Here is a 23311-nt window from a genome sequence, read left to right as displayed (position 1 = left end):
AGTCAAAGCCTGAACTGCGCCTCCAGCCCGATCATGTGGATCGTCTTCGCTGGCCCGGTCTCGCGGATGAAGCGGCCCGCGGTGAAGCACGACCACGATGCCGTGAACGACAAGAGCGGCGTCGGCGCCCATTCGAGCAGCAGCTCGCCCTGGTCGCCGATGTGCCTCGCGCGGCTGTTCGCGCCCGAGCGGATCAAATTGCCGGGCAACCCGTAGATCCCGTCGCCGCGGCTCTGGCGCCAATAGGCGATCCCCGTCGCGCTCAGCGTCAGCCTCGGAGTCAGGTCATAGGCGATCGTCGGGTGGAGGTTCATGAGGTTGTACGGGCCGAGCGGCGAGAGCTCGCCGAAATACTTGCCCTTCGGGAACATCGGATCGAAGGCCTGGAGCGCCGGATCGTGCCGGTCCTTGTCGCCGCTCACGACATTGGCGCGCAGCCGCACCGAGGCGCGGCCGACGCGGTAGCCGGTCTCGGTCGCCATTGACCAGGCGCGGATCGGCGCCCCGGCGAAGCGCCCGCGCTGAAGCATCGCTTCCCAGTTCCAGCTCAAGCCGGCCCGCTTGCCGGCGAAGCGCAGCCCCCAGGTGTCGCGATGCTCGGCACCGCCGCCCTGGTCGAAGCGGGCATGGTCGTTCTCATAGGCGAGCCAATAGGCGTCCAGGGCACCCCGCCCCGCGTGGAGCGTCGCATAGACGCCGGAGAGGCGCCGCGTGTCCGAGGTGCGGTCGTCGAAGTCGCCGAGGCCGATCACCACGGGCCGCAACCGGAGCAGCTGGACCCTGAGCTTGCCCATATCCGCGATCGCGCGGACGCCGTCGAAGGGCTGGGGGATATTGGGCCCGTAGCGCACGCCGACGAGCCGCTCGCTCCCCAGCGCGACCAGCTCGCGGCCGCCGCGCAGCGTGAGCGTCGCCGGTCCGATCGGCAGCCGCGCGTCGGCGAAGCCCTGGAGCAGGTCGATCCCGGTCTCGTCCGAAGGCCCCTTGTCGGGCCTCAATCCCAGCGCATAGCCCGCGATCCCCTGGACGAAGGCGCGGACCGGTCCGGCGTGGAGCTCGGCATGCGGCATCAGCCGCACCCAGGTCGCGCCGTCGTCGGGCGCGTCGGCCGAGCCCCATTCATTGCCGGTATAGCCTTCGTGCCGCGCCCGCGCCTCGAGCCCGGTGCTGAGCCAGACGTCGCCATCGGCATCGAGGGGGATGTACTTTGCCTTTGTCCACCCGGGCAGGCTCGCCGGATCCTTGCCCGCGATCGCCGACCAATCCTCGTCGTAGCGCCAGTTGACCTGGTCGACCGGCGAGTCCTGCGCGCGAGCCGCCGGCGCCGCGAGCAGCAAGAGAAGGGCGAGCCGCCTCACGGCCGTCGGCGATCGAGCATCGCGACGAGCACGAAGCCGCCGATCAGCCCGAGGTGCTCGAAGAAAGCGTTTCTGGCCATGAAAGCCTCATGCCCGCTCATCGTCCAGAAGGCGTTGGCGGTCAGCGCCGCGAGTCCGGTGAACACGCCGAGCATCCCCGCGCCGAGCCACACCAGCCGCCCCGACAGGATCAGCGCCGGCCCGACCAGCTCGACGAGGATCGTCAGCACCGCGAACAGCGCGGGTGGGTTCAGCCCGAAATGCGCCTGCTCCGCCACCGCGCCGGGGAAGTCGAGCAGCTTCTGCGCCGCGCCGAGGAGATAGGCGCCGACCAGCGCGAGCTTCGCCAGCGGCCAGCTCCAGCGCCAGCCGAGGGCGTTGTCGACGAAGCCGGGGGTCATACTGCCCAGCAGGCGCAGCCCATCGCGCCCCAGAAGCCGCGCTCGTCGGAGACCGGCACGCGCGCGCCCAGCGCCGCAGCATGGTCGTGCCCGTGCACCGCGCAGCTGCTGTGGCACGCGCAGGCGCTCGCCAGCACCTTGCGATCGGCTTGGTGATAGCCACCAAAGCTCGCCACCGGCGACCAGTCGGGCATCACCGGCGGAAGCGGCGGGGCCAGTTCGGCGAAGTCGCCCGCGCCATGCACCACCGCGCCGCCGAGCACCGTCAGCACCGATCGCAGTTGCGCAATCTCGTTCTCCGGCACGGCAAAATAATCGCCCGAGAGCAACACCATGTCGGCGAGCTGCCCCGCCTTGATCTGCCCCTTCTTGCCGACTTCGTTCGAGAACCACGTATTGCGCTCGGTCCAGAGCCGGAGCGCGGTCTCGCGGTCGACGCGGTTCGCCATCGGGTAGATAGTCGTCCCGCCCACCGTCTTGCCGGTGACGAGCCACGCCAGCGAAACCCAGGGGTTGTAGCTCGCCACGCGCGTCGCGTCGGTGCCCGCGCCCACCGGCAGCCCGGCGCGCAGCATCGCCGCGATCGGCGGGGTGCGCTCGGCGGCGCGCACGCCGTAGCGTTCGGTGAAATATTCGCCCTGGAACGCCATGCGGTGCTGCACCGCGATCCCGCCGCCCAGCGCAGCGATGCGATCGATGTTGCGCTCGCTGATCGTCTCGCAATGGTCGAAGAACCAATGGAGCCCCTCGAGCGGCACGTCGGCGTTGACCTTCTCGAACACGTCGAGCGCGCGGCTGATCGTCTGGTCGTAGGTGGCGTGCAGCCGCCACGGCCAGCGCCGCTCGGCGAGCAGGCGCACCACCGGCTCGAGATCGGCCTCCATGTTCGCCGGCATCTCGGGGCGCGGCATGCGGAAATCCTCGAAGTCGGCGGCCGAATAGACCAGCATCTCGCCCGCGCCGTTCATGCGGTAGGAATCGTCGCCCTGGCCCGGCTTCACCTGGGTCGACCAGGTCGCGAAGTCCTTGAGCTCCTCCTTGGGCTTCTGGGTGAAGAGGTTGTAGGCGATGCGCAGCGTCATCAGCCCTTCGCGGTGGAGCTCCTCGACGATCGCATAATCGTCCGGGTAGTTCTGGAAGCCGCCGCCCGCGTCGATCACGCTGGTGACGCCGAGCCCGTTCAGCTCGCGCATGAAGTGGCGGGTCGAGTTCTTCTGATAGTCGGGCGGCAGCTTGGGGCCCTTGGCGAGCGTTGCGTAGAGCACCGTCGCATTGGGCTGGGCGAGGAGCAGCCCGGTCGGGTTGCCCGCCGCATCGCGCACGATCTCGCCGCCGGGCGGGTTGGGCGTGTCCCTGGTGTAGCCCACCACGCGCAGCGCCGCGGCGTTTAGCAGCGCGCGGTCGTAGAGGTGGAGGATGAACACCGGCGTGTCGGGTGCGGCGGCGTTGAGCTCGTCGATCGTCGGCAGCCGCTTCTCGGCGAACTGGTGCTCGGTGAAACCGCCGACCACGCGCACCCATTGCGGGCTGGGCGTGCGCGCCACCTGCGCCTCGAGCATCGCCATCGCATCGGCCAGCGTCGGCACGCCGTCCCAGCGCAGCTCCATGTTATAGTTGAGCCCGCCGCGGATCACATGGATGTGGCTGTCGATCAGCCCCGGGATCAGCCGCCGCCCGCCGCAGTCGACTTCCTGCGCTCCCGGTGCTGCCGCGCGCGCCTCGGCTTCCGATCCCGCAACCAGGATGCGTCCGTCGCGGATCGCCACGGCCTGGGCGGCGGGGTTAGATCGATCGAGCGTGGTCACCCGCGCGTTGAACAGGATCAGGTCGGGCATCTCGGGGCTTCCTCGGGCAAGCTTGGGCAACAGCGCCGCAGCGGCGCCGGCAGCGATCGCTTCGCGGCGGCCAAGGCGCATCACGCGCTCTCCTCGGGCGAGACCGACTTGCCCGCCTGCGGCCCCAGCACCTCGCGCGCGCAATCGCTGCGGACATAGGCCATCACCGGCTCGCCGCGGACCAGCCGCTTGGCGATCGGCACCATCTGCTCGCCGAGCAGCATGCCCAGCAGCCCGATCAGCGCGATCGTCGGCGGCGCCGGCGATCGCACGCCGACCGCTCCGTAGAGCACCCCGGCGAGCATGCCGACCGCGAGCGAGATGAGGTAGGGCTTCATGCCACGCTCCCCGGCTCAGGCCGTCTCGAGCTCATGTCCTTCCTGCGCGGCGAACATCGTCCGCGCGTAGATGATGCCCAGCCCATAGGCGCCGCCCAGCTCGGCCGCGATGCCGGTGGTGAGCGCATAGGTCTCGCCGCGCGCCCAGTCGCGCTGCATCTCGAGGAGGTACTGGAGCGAGGTCATCGGCACCGCGCCGGCCTGCACCATCCGGTCCATCGCGCGGTCGTGCGCCTCGTCGGACACGTCGCCGCAGGCATCGGCGATGATGTAGACCTCGAAGCCCTGCTCGAGCGCCGAGAGCGCCGGGCCGACGATGCACACGCCGGTCCAGAGGCCGGCGAGCACGATCCGGCCCCGGCCAGCGGCGTTGACGCGGCGGATGACGTTCGCGTCCTCCCAGCAGTTCATCGTGGTGCGGTCGGTCACTTCGGCGCCGGGGAAGGCCGCGGTGATCTCGTCGAAGATCGGGCCCGAGAAGCTCTTCTCGGCGACGGTCGTCAGGATCGTCGCGGCGCCGAACCCCGCGGCGGCGCGCGCGACGAGCGCGGCGTTGGAGCGCAACAGCACTGCGTCGATCGACCTGGTCGCGAACGCCATCTGCGACTGGTGGTCGATCATCACCAGCAGGTGGTTGTCGGGGGTGAGCAGCGCCTTGGCGGGCGTCGTGCTGGCAGTGACGGGCATGGCGGTCCTCCTCCGGTGTTGCGGTGCAATCTACCGGACCTGGGGAGGGGGTCGCATCCTCCGGGGAGGGGAGGTGCACCTACCCCTTAAGGGGGAGCGCCCCGGCTCCAAAGCGGGTTGCGGACGCGGCCCCGGCCGGCAAAGGCTTGCACGGAAGGAGACCCATCATGGCCGACTACGTGACGATCGAAGTGCCCGGAGGCGCATTCCAGGCCTATGTCGCGCGGCCCGCGATCGAGCCCGCGCCCGCCGTCGTAGTGGTCCAGGAGATCTTCGGGATCAACGACGACATCAAGGAGACCTGCGCCGAGCTCGCGTCGCGCGGCTTCATCGCTGTGGCGCCCGACCTCTTCTGGCGGCTCGAGCCCGGCGTCTCGCTGTCCCACTGGAGCGAGGAGGAGTGGAAGAAGGGGCTCGACCTCTACGGCCGCTTCGATTTCGATCAGGGCGTGCGCGACGTCGCCGCGACGATCGACCATGCCCGTGCGATCGCCGGGGGCAACGGCAAGGCCGGGGTGATGGGCTATTGCCTGGGCGGGCTGATGACCTTCCTCGTCTCCGCGCGCTTCCACGCCGATGCCGCGGTCGAATATTATGGCGGTGGCACCGAAGGCTATGCCGGCGAGGCCAAGGACATCGGCAACCCGCTGATCATCCATGTCGGAACCGCGGACGAATATATCGGCCCGGAGGCGCAGGCGACGATCGAAGCCGCGGTCGCGTCCAATCCCAACGTCACCTTTTACAGCTATCCCGGCTGCTCGCACGCCTTCGCGCGCCACACCGGCACCAAGTACGACGCCGAAGCCGCCGCGCTGGCCAACGGGCGGACATGGGACTTCCTCGAGACGCACCTGCGGTGAGCCGGGTCGCCGCGCTCGACTGAATTGGATGACGGCCGATTGGATTGCCCCAAATGCGAGAAGGGCGCCTCTCCCCCCGGGAAGAGACGCCCTTCGTAACTGGTAGCCCTGGCCCGCGAAGGGCCAGGTCGCCGATTACATCGCGTTCGAGGTGTTTTCCTCGACCACGGTCGCGTTGGTGTCGACCACGGTGTTCGCCGTCTCGTCATACACCTGCGCGTTCGCCTCGGTGTCGTTCGTCGCCTCGACGCTGTTGTTCGCCGCGGGCGTGCACGCCGCGAGCATCATCAGGCCGCCGGCAGCAGCAACAATGAGGACCTTCTTCATTTCGGTTGCTCCCAATGAAAACCATTTTTTCGCTGCGGCCCGAATGCCGAGGCGAAGGCCGATGCAATAACGGTCGTTGCGAATGCGTCAATCGCAAATTCACCGGGGAGCAAGCCGGTCGCCTGATTTCCGCCTGTTTTCAGCCACTCGAGCGCCGCGAAACGGTGCCGCTCCGAGAGCACATGGCGCCGCTCCCGGCAGGCAGACCTTCCGCCCGAATCCTGACATGTGTCAAGATAGCACAGGTAACAGACTGCGATAGCAGTATTTTCTAGCCCATCGCGCGGAGACCGCGGCTGCAACATCCCGCCACTGATCCACCGCAGCCACATGGGTTTGGCAGCCAGCGGAGTTCATGGTGCGCAGCATCAATTTCCGCCGCATATTTTGCGGTGCAGCATGATGATTCGCACCGTTACGGCACAGTTGCGCGAAACCCGACCGCGGTCAGGGTTTGGGCGCGGCCATTCCCAGCGCCTCGGGCGCGTCCGCCACGGTCGCCAGCATCGCCGTCCAGGCCGCGACGTTCTGGCGCAGCTGCTCCGGGTCGATCTTGTCGAGCGTGTCGTCGGCGGTGTGGTGCAAATCGAAATAGCGCAGCCCCGACTGGTTGAGGTCCACCGCCGAGGCGCCGAGCGCGAACAGCGGGCCCACGTCGGTGCCGTCGCCCGCCTTGTCGCCGCCGCGCGTGATCCCGAGCGGGGCAAGCAGCGCGTCGAGCCGTCCAGCGATCGCCTTGGCGCCATCGGGCAGCTTCGTCTCGAAGCGCCAGATCCGGTCCGCGCCGAAGTCCGATTCGGCGGCGAGCGCGAATTTCTCGTCCTTGTGCGCCTTGGCATAGGCCTCGCCGCCGAGCCCGCCGGGTTCCTCGGCGCCAAACCAGATCACGCGGATCGTGCGCCGCGGCCTGCCGGCGTCGAGGATGCGCTTGGCCGCCGCGGTGGTGATCGCCACGCCCGAAGCGTCGTCGATCGCGCCGGTGCCCAGGTCCCAGCTGTCGAGATGGCCGCCGATCACGACCACTCCCGCGTCGGGATCGGTACCCGGCACTTCGGCAACGACGTTACCCGATTCGCCTTCGCCCAGGAATTTCGGCGTCAGCAGCAGGTGCATCGTCACCGGCTTGCCGCGCGCGAGGATGCGCTCGAGCTGCTCGGCGTCGGGCACCGAGAGCGCGGCGGCGGGGATCGGCTTGGTCGTGCCCCAATTGGTGCCGCCGGTGTGCGGCACGCGGTGATGGTCGGTGCCGATCGAGCGGATGATCACCGCGAGCGCGCCCTTGTCGGCGCCGATCCGCGGGCCCGAGCGCCGCGCCATGCCCGAGGGGCCATAGGCCGAGCCGTCCTGCGTGGGCGCCATGCGGTGGCTGATGAAGACGATCTTGCCCTTCACCTGCTCGGCCGGCGCGGCGAGGAGATCGGCGAAGGTCGGGAAGAACACCACTTCGGCGGTGATCCCCTTGGGCCCGGTCGCGCCCGAATTGCCGAGCGCGGCGAGCGTCAGTGACTGGGGGAAGGGCGCGCCGATCTCGGCCTTCTCCTCGCCGCGTACCCAGACGGGCATCTTGAAGGTCTCGACATGCACGTTGGCGAAGCCCAGCGCCTTGAGCCTGGCCACCGCCCAGTCGCGCGCCCGCGCCTCGGCCTCGGTGGCGGCGAGCCGCTGGCCGACCTCGGTGGTGAGCCCCTCGGTGATCTCCCAGGCGAGATCGTCCTTCAGCGCCGCGTCGCGCAGCGCCGCCGCGGTCGGCGTCAGCTGGGCCAGGGCGGGGACGGGGAGGAGGGCGGCAAGGGCCGCAGCGGCGGCGAGGGGCGCGAGCTTCATGCGGCCACCCGTAGCCCCTGCGCGTTCCGATGCAAGCACCCTCCGTTGCCATCTACCCGGCCCGTCGCTACATGCGCTGCCGAACTTCCTGCATCCCGAAATTCCCCCAACGGAGACTTGCCCCGTGGCCGCGCAATACGCCTTTGTCATGAAGGACATGACCAAGACCTTCCCCGGTGCCCCCAAGCCGGTGCTGAGCAACATCAACCTGCAATTCTACCAGGGCGCCAAGATCGGCATCGTCGGCCCCAACGGCGCCGGCAAGTCGACGCTGATGAAGATCATGGCCGGCATCGACAAGGAATTCTCGGGCGAGGCCTGGCCGGGCGAGAACATCACCGTCGGCTATCTGCCCCAGGAGCCGCAGCTCGACCCGAGCAAGAACGTGCTCGAGAACGTCAAGGACGGCGCGCGCGAGACCGCGGACATGGTCGATCGCTTCAACGCGATCTCGGCCGAGATGGGCGATCCCCAGGAAGACACCGATTTCGACGCGCTGATGGAGGAGATGGGCGATCTCCAGGCCAAGATCGACGCGGTCGACGGCTGGACGCTCGACAACCAGCTCGAGATTGCGATGGAAGCGCTCCGCTGCCCGCCGTCGGACTGGCCGGTCGAGAACCTCTCGGGCGGCGAGAAGCGCCGCATCGCGCTCACGCGCCTGCTGATCCAGAAGCCCTCGATCCTGCTGCTCGACGAGCCCACCAACCACCTCGACGCCGAGAGCGTGCTGTGGCTGGAGAGCCACCTCAAGGAATATCCGGGCGCGGTGCTGATGATCACCCACGACCGCTACTTCCTCGACAACGTCGTCGGCTGGATCCTCGAGCTCGATCGCGGCAAGTATTTCCCGTACGAGGGCAACTACACCACCTATCTCGAGAAGAAGTCCAAGCGCCTCGAGCAGGAGGACCGCGAGGCGACCGGCCGCCAGAAGGCGATCAACGACGAGCTCGAGTGGATCCGCGCCGGCACCAAGGGCCGCCAGACCAAGTCCAAGGCGCGCATCAAGAAGTTCGAGGAGCTCGTCTCCGCGCAGGAGAACCGCACGCCGGGCAAGGCGCAGATCGTCATCCAGGTGCCCGAGCGCCTGGGCGGCAAGGTGATCGAGGTCGAGAACATCTCCAAGGCCTATGGCGACAAGCTGCTGTTCGAGAATCTCTCGTTCACGCTGCCGGCGGGCGGCATCGTCGGCGTGATCGGGCCCAACGGCGCGGGCAAGTCGACGCTGTTCAAGCTGATCACCGGCCAGGAGACGCCCGACACCGGCTCGATCGAGATGGGCTCGACCGTGCGCCTCGGCTATGTCGACCAGAGCCGCGACCATCTCGACCCGTCGAAGAATGTCTGGGAGGAAGTCTCGGACGGGTTGGACTACGTCAAGGTCAACGGCCACGACATGTCGACCCGCGCCTATGTCGGCGCGTTCAACTTCAAGGGCCAGGACCAGCAGAAGAACGTCGGCAAGCTCTCGGGCGGCGAGCGCAACCGCGTCCATATCGCCAAGATGCTCAAGCGCGGCGGCAACGTGCTGCTGCTCGACGAGCCGACCAACGACCTCGATGTCGAGACGCTGGGCGCGCTGGAGGAAGCGATCGAGAATTTCGCGGGCTGCGCGGTGGTGATCAGCCACGACCGCTTCTTCCTCGATCGCCTCGCGACGCACATCCTGGCGTTCGAGGGCAATTCGCATGTCGAGTGGTTCGAAGGGAACTTCGAGATGTACGAGGAGGACAAGCGTCGCCGTCTGGGCGATGCGGCGGATCGTCCCACGGCGCTGGCGTACAAGAAGCTGACGCGCTAAACTTGCCCGCATGGGCAGGCTCCGCGCATCGTTGACCGCTGTCGCGCTCGTCGCGGCGGCGACGCCTGCGGTGGCGCAGAAAGTGCCGGACCGGATCGCGATCACTCCGGCTTCGGCCGAGGGCGCGATCCTGATCCGCGTGCCGGTGATGCCCTTCACCTACACGCTCGACTTCTCGAAGAACGGCAACGACGGCTTCATGTCGCGCGTCTATCTGATGAAGGTCGAGGGCGGCGCGAGCGGCTATCGCTACATCGCGCGCACGCTGAAGCCTGGGCGCTACCAGCTCAATTCGGTGTGGCAGCAGGGTAGCTGGGGCGCGTGCCTCGCGCAGGGCACCTTCACGATCGAGGTGGTGGCGGGCAGGGTCCTGTGGGTCGGCACCTTCGAGACCGGCGAGCTGCTCGCGCGGCTTCAGGGCAATGCGGTCGAGGCGGGCAAGACGGTGGTGCAGTCGCCGAGCGTCAATCTGTTCGCGAACGGCGATGTGCGGCCGATCCTGATCGGGCGCGACGACGAGGGACTGGCGGCGGCGAAGGCGTTCGCGGCGGCGACGATGAGCAAGGCGACGGCTTCCGTCGAGCTGGCGCAAGTGACGGACACGGCGTTCGAAGCCGGGGCGGGGAACCGCTCGATCGGAATCTGCGGCTAGGCCGCGGCTGGGGTCAGAGCTTGGCGGTTTCGACTTCGAGGCCGGGGATCGTGGTTGCGGCGATCGGCTGGCCGAACGCGGTCTCGTGCCGCTCCGAATAGGCCTCGCCTTGCGGCGCCCACAGCTGGTGGATGACGCCGGCCTCGACATCGACGATCCAATATTCGGGAATGCCGTTGCGCGCGTACATCGGCAGCTTGCGCTTCATGTCGAAGGCCAGCGTCGCATCGGAGACTTCCACGATCAGCTTGACGCTGTCGAGCGGGATCAGGCCCTTGCCGTCGGGCTCGCTGGTCACGACGATGTCGGGCTCGGGCGAGTTCTGCGGCGGGATGGCGATCGATCCCTCGACGATCGCCTCCCAGCCCTTGCCCTGAGCGGCCAGCGCTGCTGCGAGAAGGACATGCAGGCGAGACTTAATGACCGCATGCGGCCGGTGCTGCGCGTTCATGAAGAAGATTTCCCCGTCGATCAGCTCGGTCTTGCGATAGTCGGCGAAGGCGCCGGCATCATCGAGGCGAAGATAGTCCTCGAGCCGCAGTCTGACGGGCAGATGAGCGTTGTTCAGCGGCAACATCTCGGTCATGCGCGCGATCCTATCACAGGCGGCCAAACCCTCCAATGCCGACATAGCGATGTTCATCAAATGTTCCAACTTCCAATTCCGACGCGAACATGAAAGATTGAAGTCGGCACCCGCATCGCTTCACCGGCAAGCAACGGCGAGCGGGCGAAAAGCGGCAGGGGGGTCACGGGCAATGACCATCTACCACTACGTCATCCTCGGCATCTTCATCGCCTTCGCGATCCTCGACACGATCGGGCGGCGGACCGACTTCCCCAGCGTGCCGTTCTGGCGGGTGATGGGCGTCGTCTCCTTCGTCCTCTATTTCGCCATCGCCACCTACGCGCCGTTCCTCTGGGACAGCTGGTTCGGCGCGCACCAACTTGTCGATGGCTCGAAGCTGCCCTTCTGGGCGCAGGTCGTCACCGGCTTCCTCATCCTCGAGTTCGGCATCTATTTCTGGCACCGGCTGATGCACGGCTGGGACCCGCTGTGGCGCGTCACCCACCAGATGCACCATGCCGCCGAGCGCGTGGACATCTGGGGCGCCTATTATTTCCACCCGGTAGACATGCTCGGCTGGGCGCTGCTCGGCTCGGCGTGCCTCGTCGGCATCTTCGGGATGAGCCCCGAAGCGACGCTGGTGGTGGCGGTCCTCACCACCATCCCCGGCATGTTCCAGCACCTCAACGTCCGCACGCCGCACTGGCTCGGCTATTTCATCCAACGCCCCGAGAGCCACCTCGTCCACCACCAGCGCGGCGTCCACGCGTGGAACTACGGCGACATCCCGCTACCCGACATGATCTTCGGCACCTTCCGCAACCCGCGCGACTGGGAAGGCGAGAACGGCTTCCACCAGGGGTCGACCCTGCAGGTCCCCGCGATGCTGCTGTTCCGCAAGATCAGTTGAGTTCGCTGCCCTGCACGGGCATCAAGCGCAGGCGGAACTGGGGAGGGCAGGGTGCGCGACTGGCTGGCGGAGCATCGGGCGCAGCTGATCGCGCTCGCCGTCGTGCTCGCGCTGTTCGCGACGCCCGTGATCATGCTGCTCTGGATGACCGCGGTGCCCGGCCGGGGCTGGTCCGGGCCGCTGCCGCCGCTCACGGCCGACGAGGCGGAGCTCGCCCGGCGGCTGCGAACCCATGTCGAAGCGATCGGCAAGGCGCCGCACAACCTCGGCCACCCGGAGGCGCTCGAACGCGCGGCGCGCTATCTCGAGGGGGTGCTCGCGAGCGGAGGCTATGCCGTCGTCCGCCAGCCCTTCGACGAAGGCCGCGCGCGCAACCTCGAAGTCACGATCGAGCCCGCCGACCCCAGGGCGCCGACGCTCGTCATCGGTGCGCATTATGACAGCGCCTTCACCGCGCCCGGCGCCAACGACAACGGCAGCGGCACCGCCGCGGTGCTCGAGCTCGCCCGCCGCCTCGCCGACCTGCGCGGCAAGGCGAGCCGGCGCATCCGGCTGGTGCTCTTCGTCAACGAGGAGCCGCCCTTCTTCCAGACCGAACGGATGGGCAGCCTCGTCTACGCCCATGCGCTGCGCGGTCGCGGCGAGCCGGTCGAGGCGATGTTCTCGCTCGAGACGCTCGGCTGCTACAGCGACGCGCCCGGCAGCCAGCGCTACCCGTTCCCGCCGAGCCTCCTCTATCCCGGCACGGGCAATTTCGTCGCGTTCGTCGGGACGCTGGGCTCGCGCGCGCTCGTCCGCCGTGCCACGGCCGACTTCCGCCGCCATGCGCGCTTTCCGAGCGAAGGCGGTGCGGCGCCGGCGCTGATCCAGGGCGTGGACTGGTCGGACCATTGGTCGTTCGAGCAGCTCGGCTACCCCGCGATCATGGTCACCGACACCGCGCCCTTCCGCTACCGCTTCTACCACGACACCCAGGATACCCCCGACAAGCTCGACTACCCCCGGCTCGCGCGCGTCGTAGCGGGGCTCGAGCAAGTGATCCGCCACTGGAACCAAGGAGCTGCCCGATGACCGGTCCACGCCTGCTCCGTCTCAACCTCGAGGTCCAGCAGATCGGCCATGCGATGGACTTCTACGCCGAGGGCCCTCGGGACAACCCGCTCTGGTTCGTCGAGGAAGGGACGATCTACACGCCGCCGGAAGGGTAGGCGGCAGGCAGCGGAGAGGATGCCTCTTCCAAAATTGGAATTCGTCTGCTTGGCTCGCGGTCATGCACGCGCGCCTCTCCATCGTAGCCGCTTCGTTTCGCAGCCTTCGCTCGCGGAACGATGCCTGCCACGTGCGACGGGTCGTGACTCTTGTGACTTTTGGCACCGGATTCGTCGCAACGGGTCGTGACTCTTGTGACTTTTGGATATCCGCTGGGCCCTTTGCGGAACGGGATGCGATCCCATGAGCGACGGGACTGATCCAAACGACGTCGCAGGAGAGACGATCGCCTATCGCCGCTGGGCAGCGCCGATTGCCGAGGCGGCGGCGGTGCTGCTGCCGCTCTGCCGCGCCGCGTTCGGCGAGTTCGACGACGCCTATCTCACCGATCGCCTGCGCGGGCTCGAGGATCCTGACCTGTGGCTCGCCGAGAGCGCGGGCGGCGCGGTGGGGTTCAAGCTCGGCTATCGGCGGGGCGCCGCGCTGCTCTATTCCTGGCTCGGCGGGGTCGCCCCGGAAGCGCGCCGCCACGGTGTCGCCTCGGCGCTCATGAAACGCCAGCACGCCGGCGCGCTCGCGCAAGGCTTTCGCTTTGTCGAGACGCGCACCCGGTCCGCCAACAATGCGATGCTGATCCTCAACCTCCGCCACGGCTTCCGCGTCGTCGGCCACGAGATCGACGCGCGGGGCATCCCCGTCGTCACGCTGCGCAAGGACTTACAATGAACGACATCGACGCCCGCTTCGTCACGCGCGCCTATGAGCTCGCGCTCGAATCCTTCGAGGAGGGCGGCTGCCCGATCGGATCGGTGATCGCGCGCGGCGATACGATGCTCGGCGAGGGCCACAACCAGCGCGTCCAGCAGGGAGACCCGATCGCGCATGGCGAGATGGATGCGCTGCGCAACGCCGGGCGGCAGAAAAGCTATGCCGGCACCACGCTCTACACCTCGCTCAGCCCCTGCATGATGTGCGCGGGCACGATCGTCCAGTTCAAGATCCCGCGCGTGGTGATCGCCGAGAACACGAGCTTCGGCGGCAACGAGGCGTTCCTGCGCGACCATGGCGTCGAAGTGGTGATCCTCGGCGACGCGCGCTGCATCGAGCTGATGCGCCGCTTCGTCGCCGAGCGGCCCGAGCTGTGGAACGAGGACATCGCCGAGGATTGATGCTAGCGACCGGGGGCAATCGAGGAGAGATGTTGATGCGCGGACTTGCACTGCTCGGCCTGTTCCTCGCGCCCGCGCCGGCGCTCGCCCAGGCCGAGATGCCGCCGTTCGAGGAATGGCAGCAGAATGGCTGGGACGTCTACCGGATGGACGACGACCCCGTCGACTGCTGGATGGCGCGCGACTTCGGCGACGGGCGCGACCTCACCTTCTCGGTCGACCAGACCAACAACCAGATCTACGTCACCGTGAGCAATTCGGCCTGGGGCGAGTTCGCCAAGGACAAGCAGTTCGCGATGCAGGTGGCGTTCGGCACCTATTCGGGCAGCGACAAGGTGCTCGGCACCGACGAGCCGCGGCTTGCCTATTTCGCCGAGGATGCGCTCGCGACCTTCCCCAAGCTGATCGCCGCCAGCGCGATCGCCGTCACGATCGAAGGCGGCAAGACGCTGAACACGCCGCTCGATCCCGAGGCGCTGCGGCAGTTCCAGGCCTGTGCGGCGAGCATGGGCGGGATCAACAGCAAGCCCGAGGCGGAGTGAGGGATTGGCCCGACGGCTCCGACCAAATAATCACGTTTAAAGTTCAAGCCCGGAGTGAATCCCGCTCCGCCACGTGCGCGCGCCAGTCGCCGCCTGGGACGGCAGGGCCGGGGGAGGGGTTGGAATAGACCCACACGCGGTGCCCTCCGCGCGTAACTGTCTCGACGCGGGGGTATTCCTCGCCTTCGAAGTCGTCGAGCAGCGCGAGCAGTTCGGGATCGCTCGCTTCGAAGACCTCGCCGAGGATCCAGTCCGAGCCGCCGAGCACCGCGCCGGGATAGTCGCCGAGGTCGACCAGCGTCCCCGCCACCGCATCCTCGCCGAGGAAGCGCGCGCGGCCCTCGACCAGGCCGTGGTTGCTCTGGCCCCGCACCAGCGAGCCGTAGAAGAACAACAAGGTCATGCGCGTTTGCGGGCGAGCAGTGCGTCGAGGCTCCAACTGCCGCCGCCGGCTGCCGCCAGGTAGAGGAAGATGAAGCAGAACAGAACCGCGCCTTCGCCGCCGTTGGCGAGCGGATAGGGGCCCGCCTGGGCATGGACCCACCAATAGGCCACCGCCATCTCGCCCGAGAGCAGGAAGGCGAGCGGGCGAGTGAGCAGGCCGGCCACCAGCATCGCCCCGCCGATCGTCTCGAGCAGGCCGAGCGGCAGCGTCAGCGCGTCGGGCGAACCGAGTGCCTTGGGGAAGTGCCATAGCTTGGACGTGCCATGCTCCATGAAGGTGAGCCCGGCGGCGATGCGGAGCAGGCTGAGCAGTACGCCCGACCAGCTCGGGGGGATAGGCATGGAAAAGCCTCCTCTCCTGGGGGTAGGGAGAGGAGGCTTCCACGCCTCGGCAGGCGGGTCAAGCTGGGGGGAGGAGGCTTGACCTCAGTCCGTGGTTGCCGGGGCCTTGCCGCGCAGGGCGTCGAGGCTCCAGGCACCCGGTCCCGCCGCGGCGAAGTAGAGGAAGATGAAGGCGTAGAGCATCGCCGCCTCGCCGCCGTTGTTGGCGGGGAAGAAGCCTTGCGGCGCATGGAACATGAAGTACGCCACCGCCATCTGGCCCGACAGGATGAACGCCACCGGCCGAGTGAACAGGCCGAGCAGGATCAGCGTACCGCCGACGACTTCGAGCCAGGCTGCGACGATCAGCAGCGTCGGCAGCGGCCCCGGCATCGGGAAGGCGGGGAAGCCGAGCAGCTTGGAAGTACCGTGCTCGATAAAGCCGAGCGCGACGATGATGCGCAGCAGGCTGCGGAGATGCGTGGTCCAGGTCGAAGGAATGGGCATGTCGTGTCTCCCTTTCGTGTTGGGCGGAAGGTCGTTCGTTTCGTGCCCGCTATCAACCCGCCACGGCGAAACCCATGGTTTCCGCTGCTTGCCCGATCGGATGCGATCGTTTCCCGTCGCGCGTCAGGCGACCGCGGTCAGCCTTTTGGTGAAGCCCTTGCCGGGGTCGCCATTGTCCGGAAGCGTCGAGACATTCTCGACGCGGGCCAGAGCCGGCCCCTCGCGGCAGGCGTCGACGAGCGCGCCCAGCGCCTCCTCGTCGCCGTCCGCGAGGATCTCGACGCGCCCGTCGTTGAGGTTCCGCACCCAGCCCCTGAGGCCCAGCCCCTTGGCGGTGCGTACGGTCCAGTCGCGATAGCCTACTCGCTGCACGCGACCCGACACGAGGATACGCTGTGTCGTCATTGCCCGCTCTCTCACTCGGAAAAACGCCCCTGTCGCCGTGCAGGATAGCATTGCATGCAGATGACGCATCCCGGCCTAGGCGTCGGTTCGCCGCGCTTCAAGGGTAAGTGATCGCAATCACTTCATAGTCGCGCTCGCCCGCCGGCAGGGCGACGCGGCGGATGTCCCCGATCCCCGCGCCCCGCAGCGCGCGGGCGAGCGGCGCGTTCCAGCCGACCATGCCCTTCGCCGCATCGGCCTCGTCGTCGCCGACGAGGGTGAGCGTGCGGTGGTTGTCGTCCTCGTCGGCGATGGTGATGGTCGCGCCGAAATAGACGCGGTTGCGGTCCTCCTGCCGCGTCGGATCGACGACCTTGGCGGCCTTCATCCGCTTCGAGAGCCAGCCGAGCCGCCGGTCGATTTCGCGCAGCCGCTTGCGGCCGTAGATATAGTCGCCGTTCTCCGACCGGTCACCGTTGCCCGCGGCCCAGGAAATCGTCTCGACCAGCGCGGGGCGCTCGGTGCCGAACAGCGCGTCATACTCTGCTTTGAGCGCGGCATAGCCGGCGGGAGTGATATAGTTGGGGCGGTCCATTGGGTTAGCCTCTACCCCTAATCGTCATCCCGGCGAAAGCCGGGACCCAGGGCTGCAAGCGATGTCCTTCGCAACCCTGGGACCCGGCTTTCGCCGGGATGACGGCTATGGCGTAGTGTAAGTGATCAGCCTGCCGCCAGCACGCGATCGTCGAACAGGCCGAACATCAGCGTCGAGGCATAGAAGGCGACGGCGCGGTCGCGGGGCATGGTGTTGGCCCATTTGCGCATGTCGAAGGCGGCGTTCTGCAGCGCCATCAGTGCCTGCGACGCGACCAGCGGGTCGATCGCGCGGATCGAGCCCTCGGCGATGCCGTCCGACAGCATGCCGGCGAAGCGCCGCGCGATGCGGTTCGAGCGATCGATCATCGTCGAGCGGACGAAAGGCGGCAGGCCGGACAGCGCAGTGGTGCGCAGCAGCGGCCCGCGCTCGGAGAATTGCACGTCGAGCAAGGTCGCCACCGTGCTCGCCAGCTGGTGCCAATGGCCGCCGGACAGCTCGAGCGCGAGGCGCTGGGCATCGGCGAGGATGTCGAAGCTGCGCTTGTAGCAGGCGATCACCAGCTCGTCCTTGGCGTCGAGATGGTGGTAGAAGCTGCCCTTGGTGACGTTGAGCTCGCTCGCGATCTTCTGGACCGAAGCGCCGCGATAGCCGAGCTCGTTGATCAGCCGCGTCGCGGCGAGCAGGAAGGCCTCGCGGCCCGGCTCGGGCTCGTCATGCTCGAGGTCGAGCAGGGTCGGCGCCCAGGCGTCGCCGGGGACCGCGATGCCGTGCGCGAACACGTCCATCAGCCGCGCCTCGACGCGCGGATATTCGTCGATCTCGTAGCGGGTCAGCCAGGCCGGCAGCCAGAAGGCGTTCTCGAGCAGCACGTGCGCGCGGGCCCCATGGAGGTCGGTCTCGGCGCGGCCGGCGGGTTCGCCCCAGAGCGCTCGGGTCTTGCGGAAGATCTCGCGCCAATGGGTGAGCAGGCTGGTGCGGATCGGCCCTTCCATCGCGCGCAGGTCCGAGAGGATCGCGAAGTCGCGCTCCTCGCCGCGGCGGATGCGCGCGAGCCGCGCCATGTTGCTCGACAGGAAGCGCTCGACCCGCGCCTGCGGCGTCGCTTCCTCGTGCGCGGCGTCGAGCATCGCGTCGAGCCGGCCGAGCGTATGTTCGAAGGCGGCGGCGGCAAGGTCTTCCTTGCGCTTGAAATAATAAGTGACGCTGGTGGTGTTGAGCCCGACGCGCCGCGCGACGTCGGCGAAGGTCATGCCCTTCGCGCTCTGTTCGTTGATCGCGTCCGCGGCCGCGGCGAGGATTGCGTCGCGCTTGGCCCGGAACCGCTTTGTCGAACGATCGGATTCAATCTGGCCGGGCAAATTCATGGATGACAGCTTACCCATTTCGGTTTGATCCCAAAGCAGTTTTTTACCGATTTTCGGGACAGTCCGGCACAAGCGAAAAGGGCGGCCATGCCCCTTTACCGAAAAACCGGTACGCTCTAAGCCGCGAGTCCGAAGCGAGCAGGAGAGGCATTGTCATGGACTTCACGCTGACCGAGCGCGAGACCTATTTCCGCGACCGCGTGAAGGCCTTCATCGACACCCGAATCCGCCCGCGCGAAGCCGATTTCCGCGCCGAGGCCGAGAGCGGCGAGCGCTGGAAAGTCAACCGAGTGCTCGAGGAGGTGAAGGCCGAAGCCAAGGCGGCCGGGCTGTGGAATTTCTTCATGCCGCCGCATTCGGGGCAGGCTCATGTCGACGACAGCTTCGAGTTCGAAGGGACGCAGCTCAGCAACCTCGAATATGCGCTCTGCGCCGAGGAGATGGGGCGGATCGGCTGGGCCTCCGAGGTGTTCAACTGCTCGGCGCCCGATACGGGCAACATGGAAGTCTTTCATCGCTACGGTACGCTGGCGCAGAAGGAGGCCTGGCTGCGCCCGCTGATGGAAGGCGAGATCCGCTCGGCGTTCCTGATGACCGAGCCGGCAGTCGCGAGCTCGGACGCGACCAACATCGAGACGCGGATCGAGCGGGACGGCGACGATTATGTCATCAATGGCCGCAAATGGTGGTCCTCGGGCACCGGCGATCCGCGCTGCAAGATCGCGATCCTGATGGGCAAGACCAATTTCGAAGCCGCGAAACACGCCCAGCAGAGCATGATCCTGGTGCCGCTCGATGCGCACGGCGTCACGATCAAGCGGATGCTTTCGGTTTTCGGGTATGATCATGCGCCGCACGGGCACGGCGAAGTGATCCTTGAGGATGTCCGCGTGCCGGTGGAGAATCTGCTGCTCGGCGAAGGGCGCGGGTTCGAGATCGCGCAGGGGCGGCTCGGGCCGGGGCGCATCCACCATTGCATGCGCACGATCGGCGTGGCGGAAGAGGCGATCGAAGCAATGGCCAAGCGGCTCGTCAGCCGCGTCGCCTTCGGCAAGCGCATCTCGGACCATTCGATCTGGGAGCAGCGCATCGCCCGCGCGCGGATCGACATCGAGATGACGCGGCTGCTGTGCCTCAAGGCCGCCGACATGATGGACAAGGCGGGCAACAAGGCGGCGCAGCTCGAGATCGCGATGATCAAGGTGCAGGCGCCGACGATGGCGCTGCAGATCATCGACGATGCGATCCAGGCGCACGGCGGCGCGGGCGTGTCGAGCGACTTCCACCTCGCGCACGACTGGGCGGGGATCCGGACGCTGCGGTTGGCGGACGGGCCCGACGAGGTACACAACCGCGCGATCGCTCGGGCGGAGTTCGGGAAGTACGCGGACTTCAAGGCGGACCGGGTGAGCAGCGGGGATGTAGGCGTCTCTCGTTAGGGCGTCATCCCGGCGAAAGCCGGGACCCAGAACCACAAGCGATGCCCTCTGCAACCCTGGGTCCCGGCTTCCGCCGGGATGACGTAGAAGAGGTAGGATGAAAGCAGCAGTTCTCCACGAAGCCGGCAAGCCGCTCTCGATCGAAGAAGTGGCGGTCTCCGCCCCCGGCCCGCGCGAAGTGCTGATCCGCACCGCGGCGGTGGGGGTGTGCCGATCGGACCTGCACTTCGTCGACGGCGCCTTCCCGCACCCCATGCCCACCGTCCCCGGACACGAAGCCGCGGGCGTGGTCGAGGCAGTGGGCGAGGGCGTCGCGCACATCCGCCCCGGCGACCATGTCATCACCTTCTTCACCGTCTTCTGCGGCGCGTGCGAGATGTGCGTCAGCGGCCGGCCATCGCTGTGCATCGATCCCTCGACCCGCCGTCCCAAGGACGCCGCGCCGCGCCTCAGCCTCGCCGACGGCACGCCGCTGGCACCGTTCCTCAACCTCTCCGCCTTCGCCGAGCAGATGCTGGTGCACGAGAACGCCTGCGTCGCGATCAGCAAGGACATGCCGCTCGACCGCGCGGCGCTGCTCGGCTGCGCGGTGATCACCGGCGCGGGGGCGATCTTCAACGACAGCCGCGTGCGCCCCGGCGAAAGCGTCGCGGTGATCGGCGCCGGCGGGATCGGGCTCGCCGCGATCAACGCGGCGAAGATTGCCGGCGCGGGGATGATTCTGGCGATCGATCCGGTGCCGGAGAAGCGCGCGCTGGCGATGAAGATGGGCGCGACGCACGCGCTCGACGCCGGCGCCGAGACGCTGGCCAAGGACGTGCTCAAGCTCACCGGCGGCGGCGTCCATTATGCGATCGAAGCGGTGGGCCGGCCGAACACCGCCGAGCTCGCCTGGACGATCCTGCGCCGCGGCGGCACCGCGACGATCCTCGGCATGATCGCGCCGGGCGGCAACGTCAGCCTGCCCGGTCCGACCTTCCTGACCGGCAAGAAGATCCAGGGCTCGCTGCTCGGCTCCACCCGCTTCCCGATCGACATGCCGCGGCTGGTGCAGATGTACCTCGACGGGCTGCTCGACCTCGACACGCTGGTCGCCGAGCGGATCGCGCTCGAGCAGGTCAACGACGCGTTCGACAAGCTGCGCCAGGGGGACAGTGTGCGTTCGGTGATCGTCTTCCCATGAGCGACCTCGACGAGGCCCGGCTCGCCGCCTGGATGGACGCGCATGTCGAGGGGTTCTCGGGGCTCTCCGCGGTCGAGAAATTCTCCGGCGGGCAGAGCAACCCAACCTATCGGATCGACGCGGCGAGCGGGTCCTATGTGCTCCGCCGCAAGCCGTTCGGGCCGATCCTGCCCTCGGCGCATGCGGTGGAGCGCGAGCATCGGCTGATCGCGGCGCTGCATCCGATCGGCTTCCCGGTCGCACGACCCTATGGACTCTGCGAGGATCCGGAGGTGATCGGCGCGCCCTTCTACATCATGGAGATGGTCGAGGGCCGCACGCTGTGGGACGGCGCGCTGCCGGGCATGATGCCAGCCGAGCGCACCGCGCATTACAATGCGATCGTCGACACGCTCGCGGCGCTGCATGCGGTGGATTACGAGGCGGTGGGGCTGGGCGATTACGGCAAGCCGGGCAATTATTTCGCGCGCCAGGTCGAGCGCTGGTCGAAGCAATATCGCGCGAGCCAGACCGACGACTTGCCCGAGGTCGACAGGCTCATCGAGTTCCTGCCGCAAACGCTCCCCGAGCAGACGCGCACCTCGATCGTTCATGGCGACTTCCGGATCGACAACATGATCTTCGCGGCCGAGGGTCCCAGGGTGCTCGCGGTGCTCGACTGGGAGCTGTCGACGCTCGGCGATCCGCTCGCCGACTTCTCCTATTTCCTGATGAGCTGGGCGACCGAGCCCGAGGGCCGCTCGGGCGTGAAGGGGCTCGCCGGGCCCCAGACGGGCATCCCGACGCTCGAGGCGATGGTCGAGCGCTATTGCGCCGCCACCGGCCGCGACGGCGTGCCGCAGCTCGACTGGTATTTCGCCTACAACCTCTTCCGGCTCGTGGGGATCGTCCAGGGGATCAAGAAGCGGTTGATCGACGGCAACGCTTCCTCGGCGCAGGCGGCGAAGACGGTCGAGCGGTTGCCGGGGCTGGTTGCGGCGGCGTGGGGGTTTGCACAGAAAGCGGGAGCGGAATGATGCGCTTTTCGGGCAAGTCGATCATCGTCACCGGCGCGGGCTCGGGGATCGGGCGGGCGAGCGCGCGGCTGTTCGCGGGCGAGGGCGGGTCGGTGCTCTGCGCCGACAAGTCCGACGCGGTGCACGAGACCGCCGAGCTGATCGCCATGACCGGCGGCACCGCGCAGGCGCTCCAGATGGACGCGGGCAGCGAAGCCGATGTCGAAGCCGCGGTTGCGCGCGCCTGCGCGGCGTTCGGCGGGCTCGACGTGTTCTTCGCCAATGCCGGGATCGCCGGGGGGATCGACAGCATCTTCGAGCAGAGCGTCGAACTCTGGACCGACGTGCTCCGCGTCAACCTGATCGGCCCCTTCCTCGCGATCAAGCACGGTGCGCCCAGGATGGTCGAGCGCGGCAGGGGCGCGGTGATCTGCACCGCGAGCGTCGCCGGGCTGCGCTCGGGCGCGGGCGGGGCAGCCTATTCGGCATCGAAGGCGGGCGTGATCAACCTCGTCCAGACCGCGGCGCAGCAGCTCTCGGGCTCGAACGTGCGGGTCAATGCGATCTGTCCCGGGCTGATCGAGACCGGCATGACCCAGCGCGCGTTCGACTATGCGCGCGAGAAGGGCGTCGAGGAAAAGATCGGCCGGCTCAACCCGCTGCGCCGCGCAGGCGTGCCCGACGAGATCGCGCAGGTCGCTGCTTTCCTCGCCTCGGATGAAGCGAGCTACGTCAACGGCCAGGCCTGGGTGGTCGACGGCGGGCTTTCCTCGAGCCATCCGGTGACGCGGCAGGAGTTCGGCAAGACCGCGGTTTGATTGACTTGGGCACGATGGTGCCGGATCATCCCCCTCGATCAGCTGGGGAGAGGATCATGAAGACGTTCCATCGCATCATCATCGGCGCCTTGTCGCTGCTGCCCGTGCCGGCGCTCGCGCAGGACCTCAACGACGCCGAGATCGTCGTGACCGGCGCGCGGCGCCAGATGGACGGGTTCGACGAGAGCCGGCCGGTGGTCGGCCTGCGCCGCGCTGCCGATTTCGCGATCGTCGACGTCCGCATCGTCGGCGACACGCGCGACGGCGACAAGCGCCGCGCCGAAATCCTGAACACCGTGAAGAGCGCGATCGAGCTCGCCGCCAAGTCGGGCATCGACCTGGCGACCGCGAACGACGAGATCGTCGAGCCGCTGACGCTCGCCAATTACCGCAACCTGCCGATGAGCAACGACAACCGGCCCGACACCAATGCGACCAGCTTCCTCGCCAAGGTGCGGCTGGGCAACGGCGTCGACGGGGCGGCGGCGCGCGACCGGATCAGGAAGTTTCTCAAGGCGATTCCGCTCGACGGCCGCGCCGAGGTCCGCGGCGACGAGGACGATCTGACGCTGTCGATCGTGGGGCCCGACAAGTTCCGCGGCGAGATCCTCGACATCATCGCCACCGACGCCAAGGCGATCGCGGCGCGGCTGGGGCCGGACTATGGCGTCGAGGTGCGGGGGCTCGACCGGCCGGTGGAATGGTCGCGCGCGGGGCTGACCGACGTGTTCCTCTACGTGCCGTACAACATGGTGGTGCGGCCCAAGTAAC

The 23311-nt window shown here is 67.9% G+C and carries 28 protein-coding genes; 14 read left to right on the top strand and 14 right to left on the bottom strand.

The window, feature by feature from the left end:
- Positions 1-2: 2 nt before the first annotated feature.
- The 5 genes from J7495_RS03725 to J7495_RS03705 all read right to left on the bottom strand — a co-directional run bounded on the left by J7495_RS03725 (position 3) and on the right by J7495_RS03705 (position 4619).
- Entirely contained in the window at positions 3-1358 is a 1356-nt protein-coding gene (locus J7495_RS03725) for an alginate export family protein (RefSeq protein ID WP_294054735.1), read from the bottom strand.
- On the bottom strand, positions 1355-1759 hold the full coding sequence (locus J7495_RS03720) for a DoxX family protein (protein WP_294054734.1): 405 nt from the start codon (positions 1757-1759) through the stop codon (positions 1355-1357). Before J7495_RS03720 ends, J7495_RS03725 begins: the two co-directional genes overlap by 4 nt.
- Positions 1756-3594, bottom strand: coding sequence for an amidohydrolase (locus tag J7495_RS03715; RefSeq protein WP_294054775.1), 1839 nt, complete (start codon positions 3592-3594; stop codon positions 1756-1758). Before J7495_RS03715 ends, J7495_RS03720 begins: the two co-directional genes overlap by 4 nt.
- An 80-nt stretch (positions 3595-3674) precedes the next feature.
- Positions 3675-3932: a DUF1427 family protein gene (locus J7495_RS03710; RefSeq protein ID WP_294054733.1), complete on the bottom strand. Its 258-nt coding sequence runs from the start codon at positions 3930-3932 to the stop codon at positions 3675-3677.
- A gap of 15 nt (positions 3933-3947) precedes the next feature.
- Entirely contained in the window at positions 3948-4619 is a 672-nt protein-coding gene (locus J7495_RS03705; protein WP_294054732.1) for a hydrolase, read from the bottom strand.
- A 167-nt stretch (positions 4620-4786) separates the two neighbouring features.
- Between J7495_RS03705 and J7495_RS03700 the strand changes: the two genes are divergently transcribed.
- Positions 4787-5482 (top strand): dienelactone hydrolase family protein, encoded by a 696-nt coding sequence (locus tag J7495_RS03700; RefSeq protein WP_294054731.1) that lies wholly within the window; start codon positions 4787-4789, stop codon positions 5480-5482.
- 135 nt (positions 5483-5617) lie between these two features.
- Here J7495_RS03700 and J7495_RS03695 read toward each other — a convergent pair whose 3' ends face one another.
- The gene (locus J7495_RS03695) at positions 5618-5809 is read right to left on the bottom strand and encodes a hypothetical protein (protein ID WP_294054730.1); all 192 of its coding nucleotides are present in this window, start codon (positions 5807-5809) and stop codon (positions 5618-5620) included.
- A 447-nt stretch (positions 5810-6256) separates the two neighbouring features.
- Positions 6257-7633: a M20/M25/M40 family metallo-hydrolase gene (locus J7495_RS03690; protein WP_294054729.1), complete on the bottom strand. Its 1377-nt coding sequence runs from the start codon at positions 7631-7633 to the stop codon at positions 6257-6259.
- A gap of 124 nt (positions 7634-7757) precedes the next feature.
- Here J7495_RS03690 and ettA point away from each other — a divergent pair, with 124 nt between their 5' ends.
- The gene (ettA, locus tag J7495_RS03685; RefSeq protein WP_294054728.1) at positions 7758-9437 is read left to right on the top strand and encodes an energy-dependent translational throttle protein EttA; all 1680 of its coding nucleotides are present in this window, start codon (positions 7758-7760) and stop codon (positions 9435-9437) included.
- Positions 9438-9468: 31 nt separating this feature from the next.
- Positions 9469-10089 (top strand): hypothetical protein, encoded by a 621-nt coding sequence (locus tag J7495_RS03680; RefSeq protein WP_294054727.1) that lies wholly within the window; start codon positions 9469-9471, stop codon positions 10087-10089.
- Between the two features lie 13 nt (positions 10090-10102).
- Here the strand turns inward: J7495_RS03680 and J7495_RS03675 are convergent, their stop codons facing one another.
- Entirely contained in the window at positions 10103-10675 is a 573-nt protein-coding gene (locus J7495_RS03675; protein WP_294054726.1) for a Uma2 family endonuclease, read from the bottom strand.
- A gap of 172 nt (positions 10676-10847) precedes the next feature.
- Here J7495_RS03675 and J7495_RS03670 point away from each other — a divergent pair, with 172 nt between their 5' ends.
- The 6 genes from J7495_RS03670 to J7495_RS03645 all read left to right on the top strand — a co-directional run bounded on the left by J7495_RS03670 (position 10848) and on the right by J7495_RS03645 (position 14487).
- Positions 10848-11567 carry a sterol desaturase family protein gene (locus J7495_RS03670; RefSeq protein WP_294054725.1) on the top strand — a complete coding sequence of 240 codons (720 nt, stop codon included), beginning with the start codon at positions 10848-10850 and terminating at the stop codon, positions 11565-11567.
- A 51-nt stretch (positions 11568-11618) separates the two neighbouring features.
- The gene (locus J7495_RS03665; RefSeq protein WP_294054724.1) at positions 11619-12638 is read left to right on the top strand and encodes a M28 family peptidase; all 1020 of its coding nucleotides are present in this window, start codon (positions 11619-11621) and stop codon (positions 12636-12638) included.
- Entirely contained in the window at positions 12635-12775 is a 141-nt protein-coding gene (locus tag J7495_RS03660; RefSeq protein WP_294054723.1) for a hypothetical protein, read from the top strand. Before J7495_RS03665 ends, J7495_RS03660 begins: the two co-directional genes overlap by 4 nt.
- Positions 12776-13019: 244 nt before the next feature.
- Positions 13020-13502: a GNAT family N-acetyltransferase gene (locus J7495_RS03655; RefSeq protein WP_294054722.1), complete on the top strand. Its 483-nt coding sequence runs from the start codon at positions 13020-13022 to the stop codon at positions 13500-13502.
- Positions 13499-13945 (top strand): nucleoside deaminase, encoded by a 447-nt coding sequence (locus J7495_RS03650; protein WP_294054721.1) that lies wholly within the window; start codon positions 13499-13501, stop codon positions 13943-13945. Before J7495_RS03655 ends, J7495_RS03650 begins: the two co-directional genes overlap by 4 nt.
- 35 nt (positions 13946-13980) lie before the next feature.
- Positions 13981-14487 (top strand): hypothetical protein, encoded by a 507-nt coding sequence (locus J7495_RS03645; RefSeq protein ID WP_294054720.1) that lies wholly within the window; start codon positions 13981-13983, stop codon positions 14485-14487.
- A gap of 43 nt (positions 14488-14530) precedes the next feature.
- Here J7495_RS03645 and J7495_RS03640 read toward each other — a convergent pair whose 3' ends face one another.
- The 6 genes from J7495_RS03640 to J7495_RS03615 form a co-directional block, all read right to left on the bottom strand.
- Positions 14531-14890 carry a gamma-glutamylcyclotransferase family protein gene (locus J7495_RS03640; protein ID WP_294054719.1) on the bottom strand — a complete coding sequence of 120 codons (360 nt, stop codon included), beginning with the start codon at positions 14888-14890 and terminating at the stop codon, positions 14531-14533.
- The gene (locus J7495_RS03635; protein ID WP_294054718.1) at positions 14887-15273 is read right to left on the bottom strand and encodes a DoxX family protein; all 387 of its coding nucleotides are present in this window, start codon (positions 15271-15273) and stop codon (positions 14887-14889) included. Before J7495_RS03635 ends, J7495_RS03640 begins: the two co-directional genes overlap by 4 nt.
- Before the next feature lie 84 nt (positions 15274-15357).
- Complete coding sequence (locus tag J7495_RS03630; RefSeq protein ID WP_294054717.1) at positions 15358-15759, bottom strand: DoxX family protein; 402 nt, start codon at positions 15757-15759, stop codon at positions 15358-15360.
- A gap of 123 nt (positions 15760-15882) precedes the next feature.
- Positions 15883-16164, bottom strand: a complete 282-nt coding sequence (locus J7495_RS03625) for an acylphosphatase (RefSeq protein ID WP_294054716.1) — start codon at positions 16162-16164, stop codon at positions 15883-15885.
- A 97-nt stretch (positions 16165-16261) separates the two neighbouring features.
- Positions 16262-16738: a transcription elongation factor GreB gene (gene greB, locus J7495_RS03620; RefSeq protein WP_294054715.1), complete on the bottom strand. Its 477-nt coding sequence runs from the start codon at positions 16736-16738 to the stop codon at positions 16262-16264.
- A 125-nt stretch (positions 16739-16863) separates the two neighbouring features.
- Positions 16864-18105: a TetR/AcrR family transcriptional regulator gene (locus J7495_RS03615; protein ID WP_294054714.1), complete on the bottom strand. Its 1242-nt coding sequence runs from the start codon at positions 18103-18105 to the stop codon at positions 16864-16866.
- Between the two features lie 155 nt (positions 18106-18260).
- Here J7495_RS03615 and J7495_RS03610 point away from each other — a divergent pair, with 155 nt between their 5' ends.
- From J7495_RS03610 to J7495_RS03590, 5 genes are all read left to right on the top strand, one after another.
- Entirely contained in the window at positions 18261-19544 is a 1284-nt protein-coding gene (locus J7495_RS03610) for an acyl-CoA dehydrogenase family protein (RefSeq protein ID WP_294054713.1), read from the top strand.
- 97 nt (positions 19545-19641) lie between these two features.
- Positions 19642-20727: a Zn-dependent alcohol dehydrogenase gene (locus tag J7495_RS03605; protein WP_294054712.1), complete on the top strand. Its 1086-nt coding sequence runs from the start codon at positions 19642-19644 to the stop codon at positions 20725-20727.
- Entirely contained in the window at positions 20724-21743 is a 1020-nt protein-coding gene (locus J7495_RS03600; protein WP_294054711.1) for a phosphotransferase family protein, read from the top strand. The genes J7495_RS03605 and J7495_RS03600 overlap by 4 nt, the downstream gene beginning before the upstream one ends.
- Complete coding sequence (locus J7495_RS03595; protein WP_294054710.1) at positions 21740-22540, top strand: SDR family NAD(P)-dependent oxidoreductase; 801 nt, start codon at positions 21740-21742, stop codon at positions 22538-22540. The genes J7495_RS03600 and J7495_RS03595 overlap by 4 nt, the downstream gene beginning before the upstream one ends.
- A 56-nt stretch (positions 22541-22596) precedes the next feature.
- Positions 22597-23310: a TonB-dependent receptor gene (locus J7495_RS03590; protein ID WP_294054709.1), complete on the top strand. Its 714-nt coding sequence runs from the start codon at positions 22597-22599 to the stop codon at positions 23308-23310.
- Position 23311: the final 1 nt, after the last annotated feature.

The organism is Sphingomonas sp. (assembly GCF_017745215.1).
GTDB lineage: Bacteria > Pseudomonadota > Alphaproteobacteria > Sphingomonadales > Sphingomonadaceae > Sphingomonas.
This window is presented reverse-complemented; position numbering and strand designations above follow the sequence as displayed.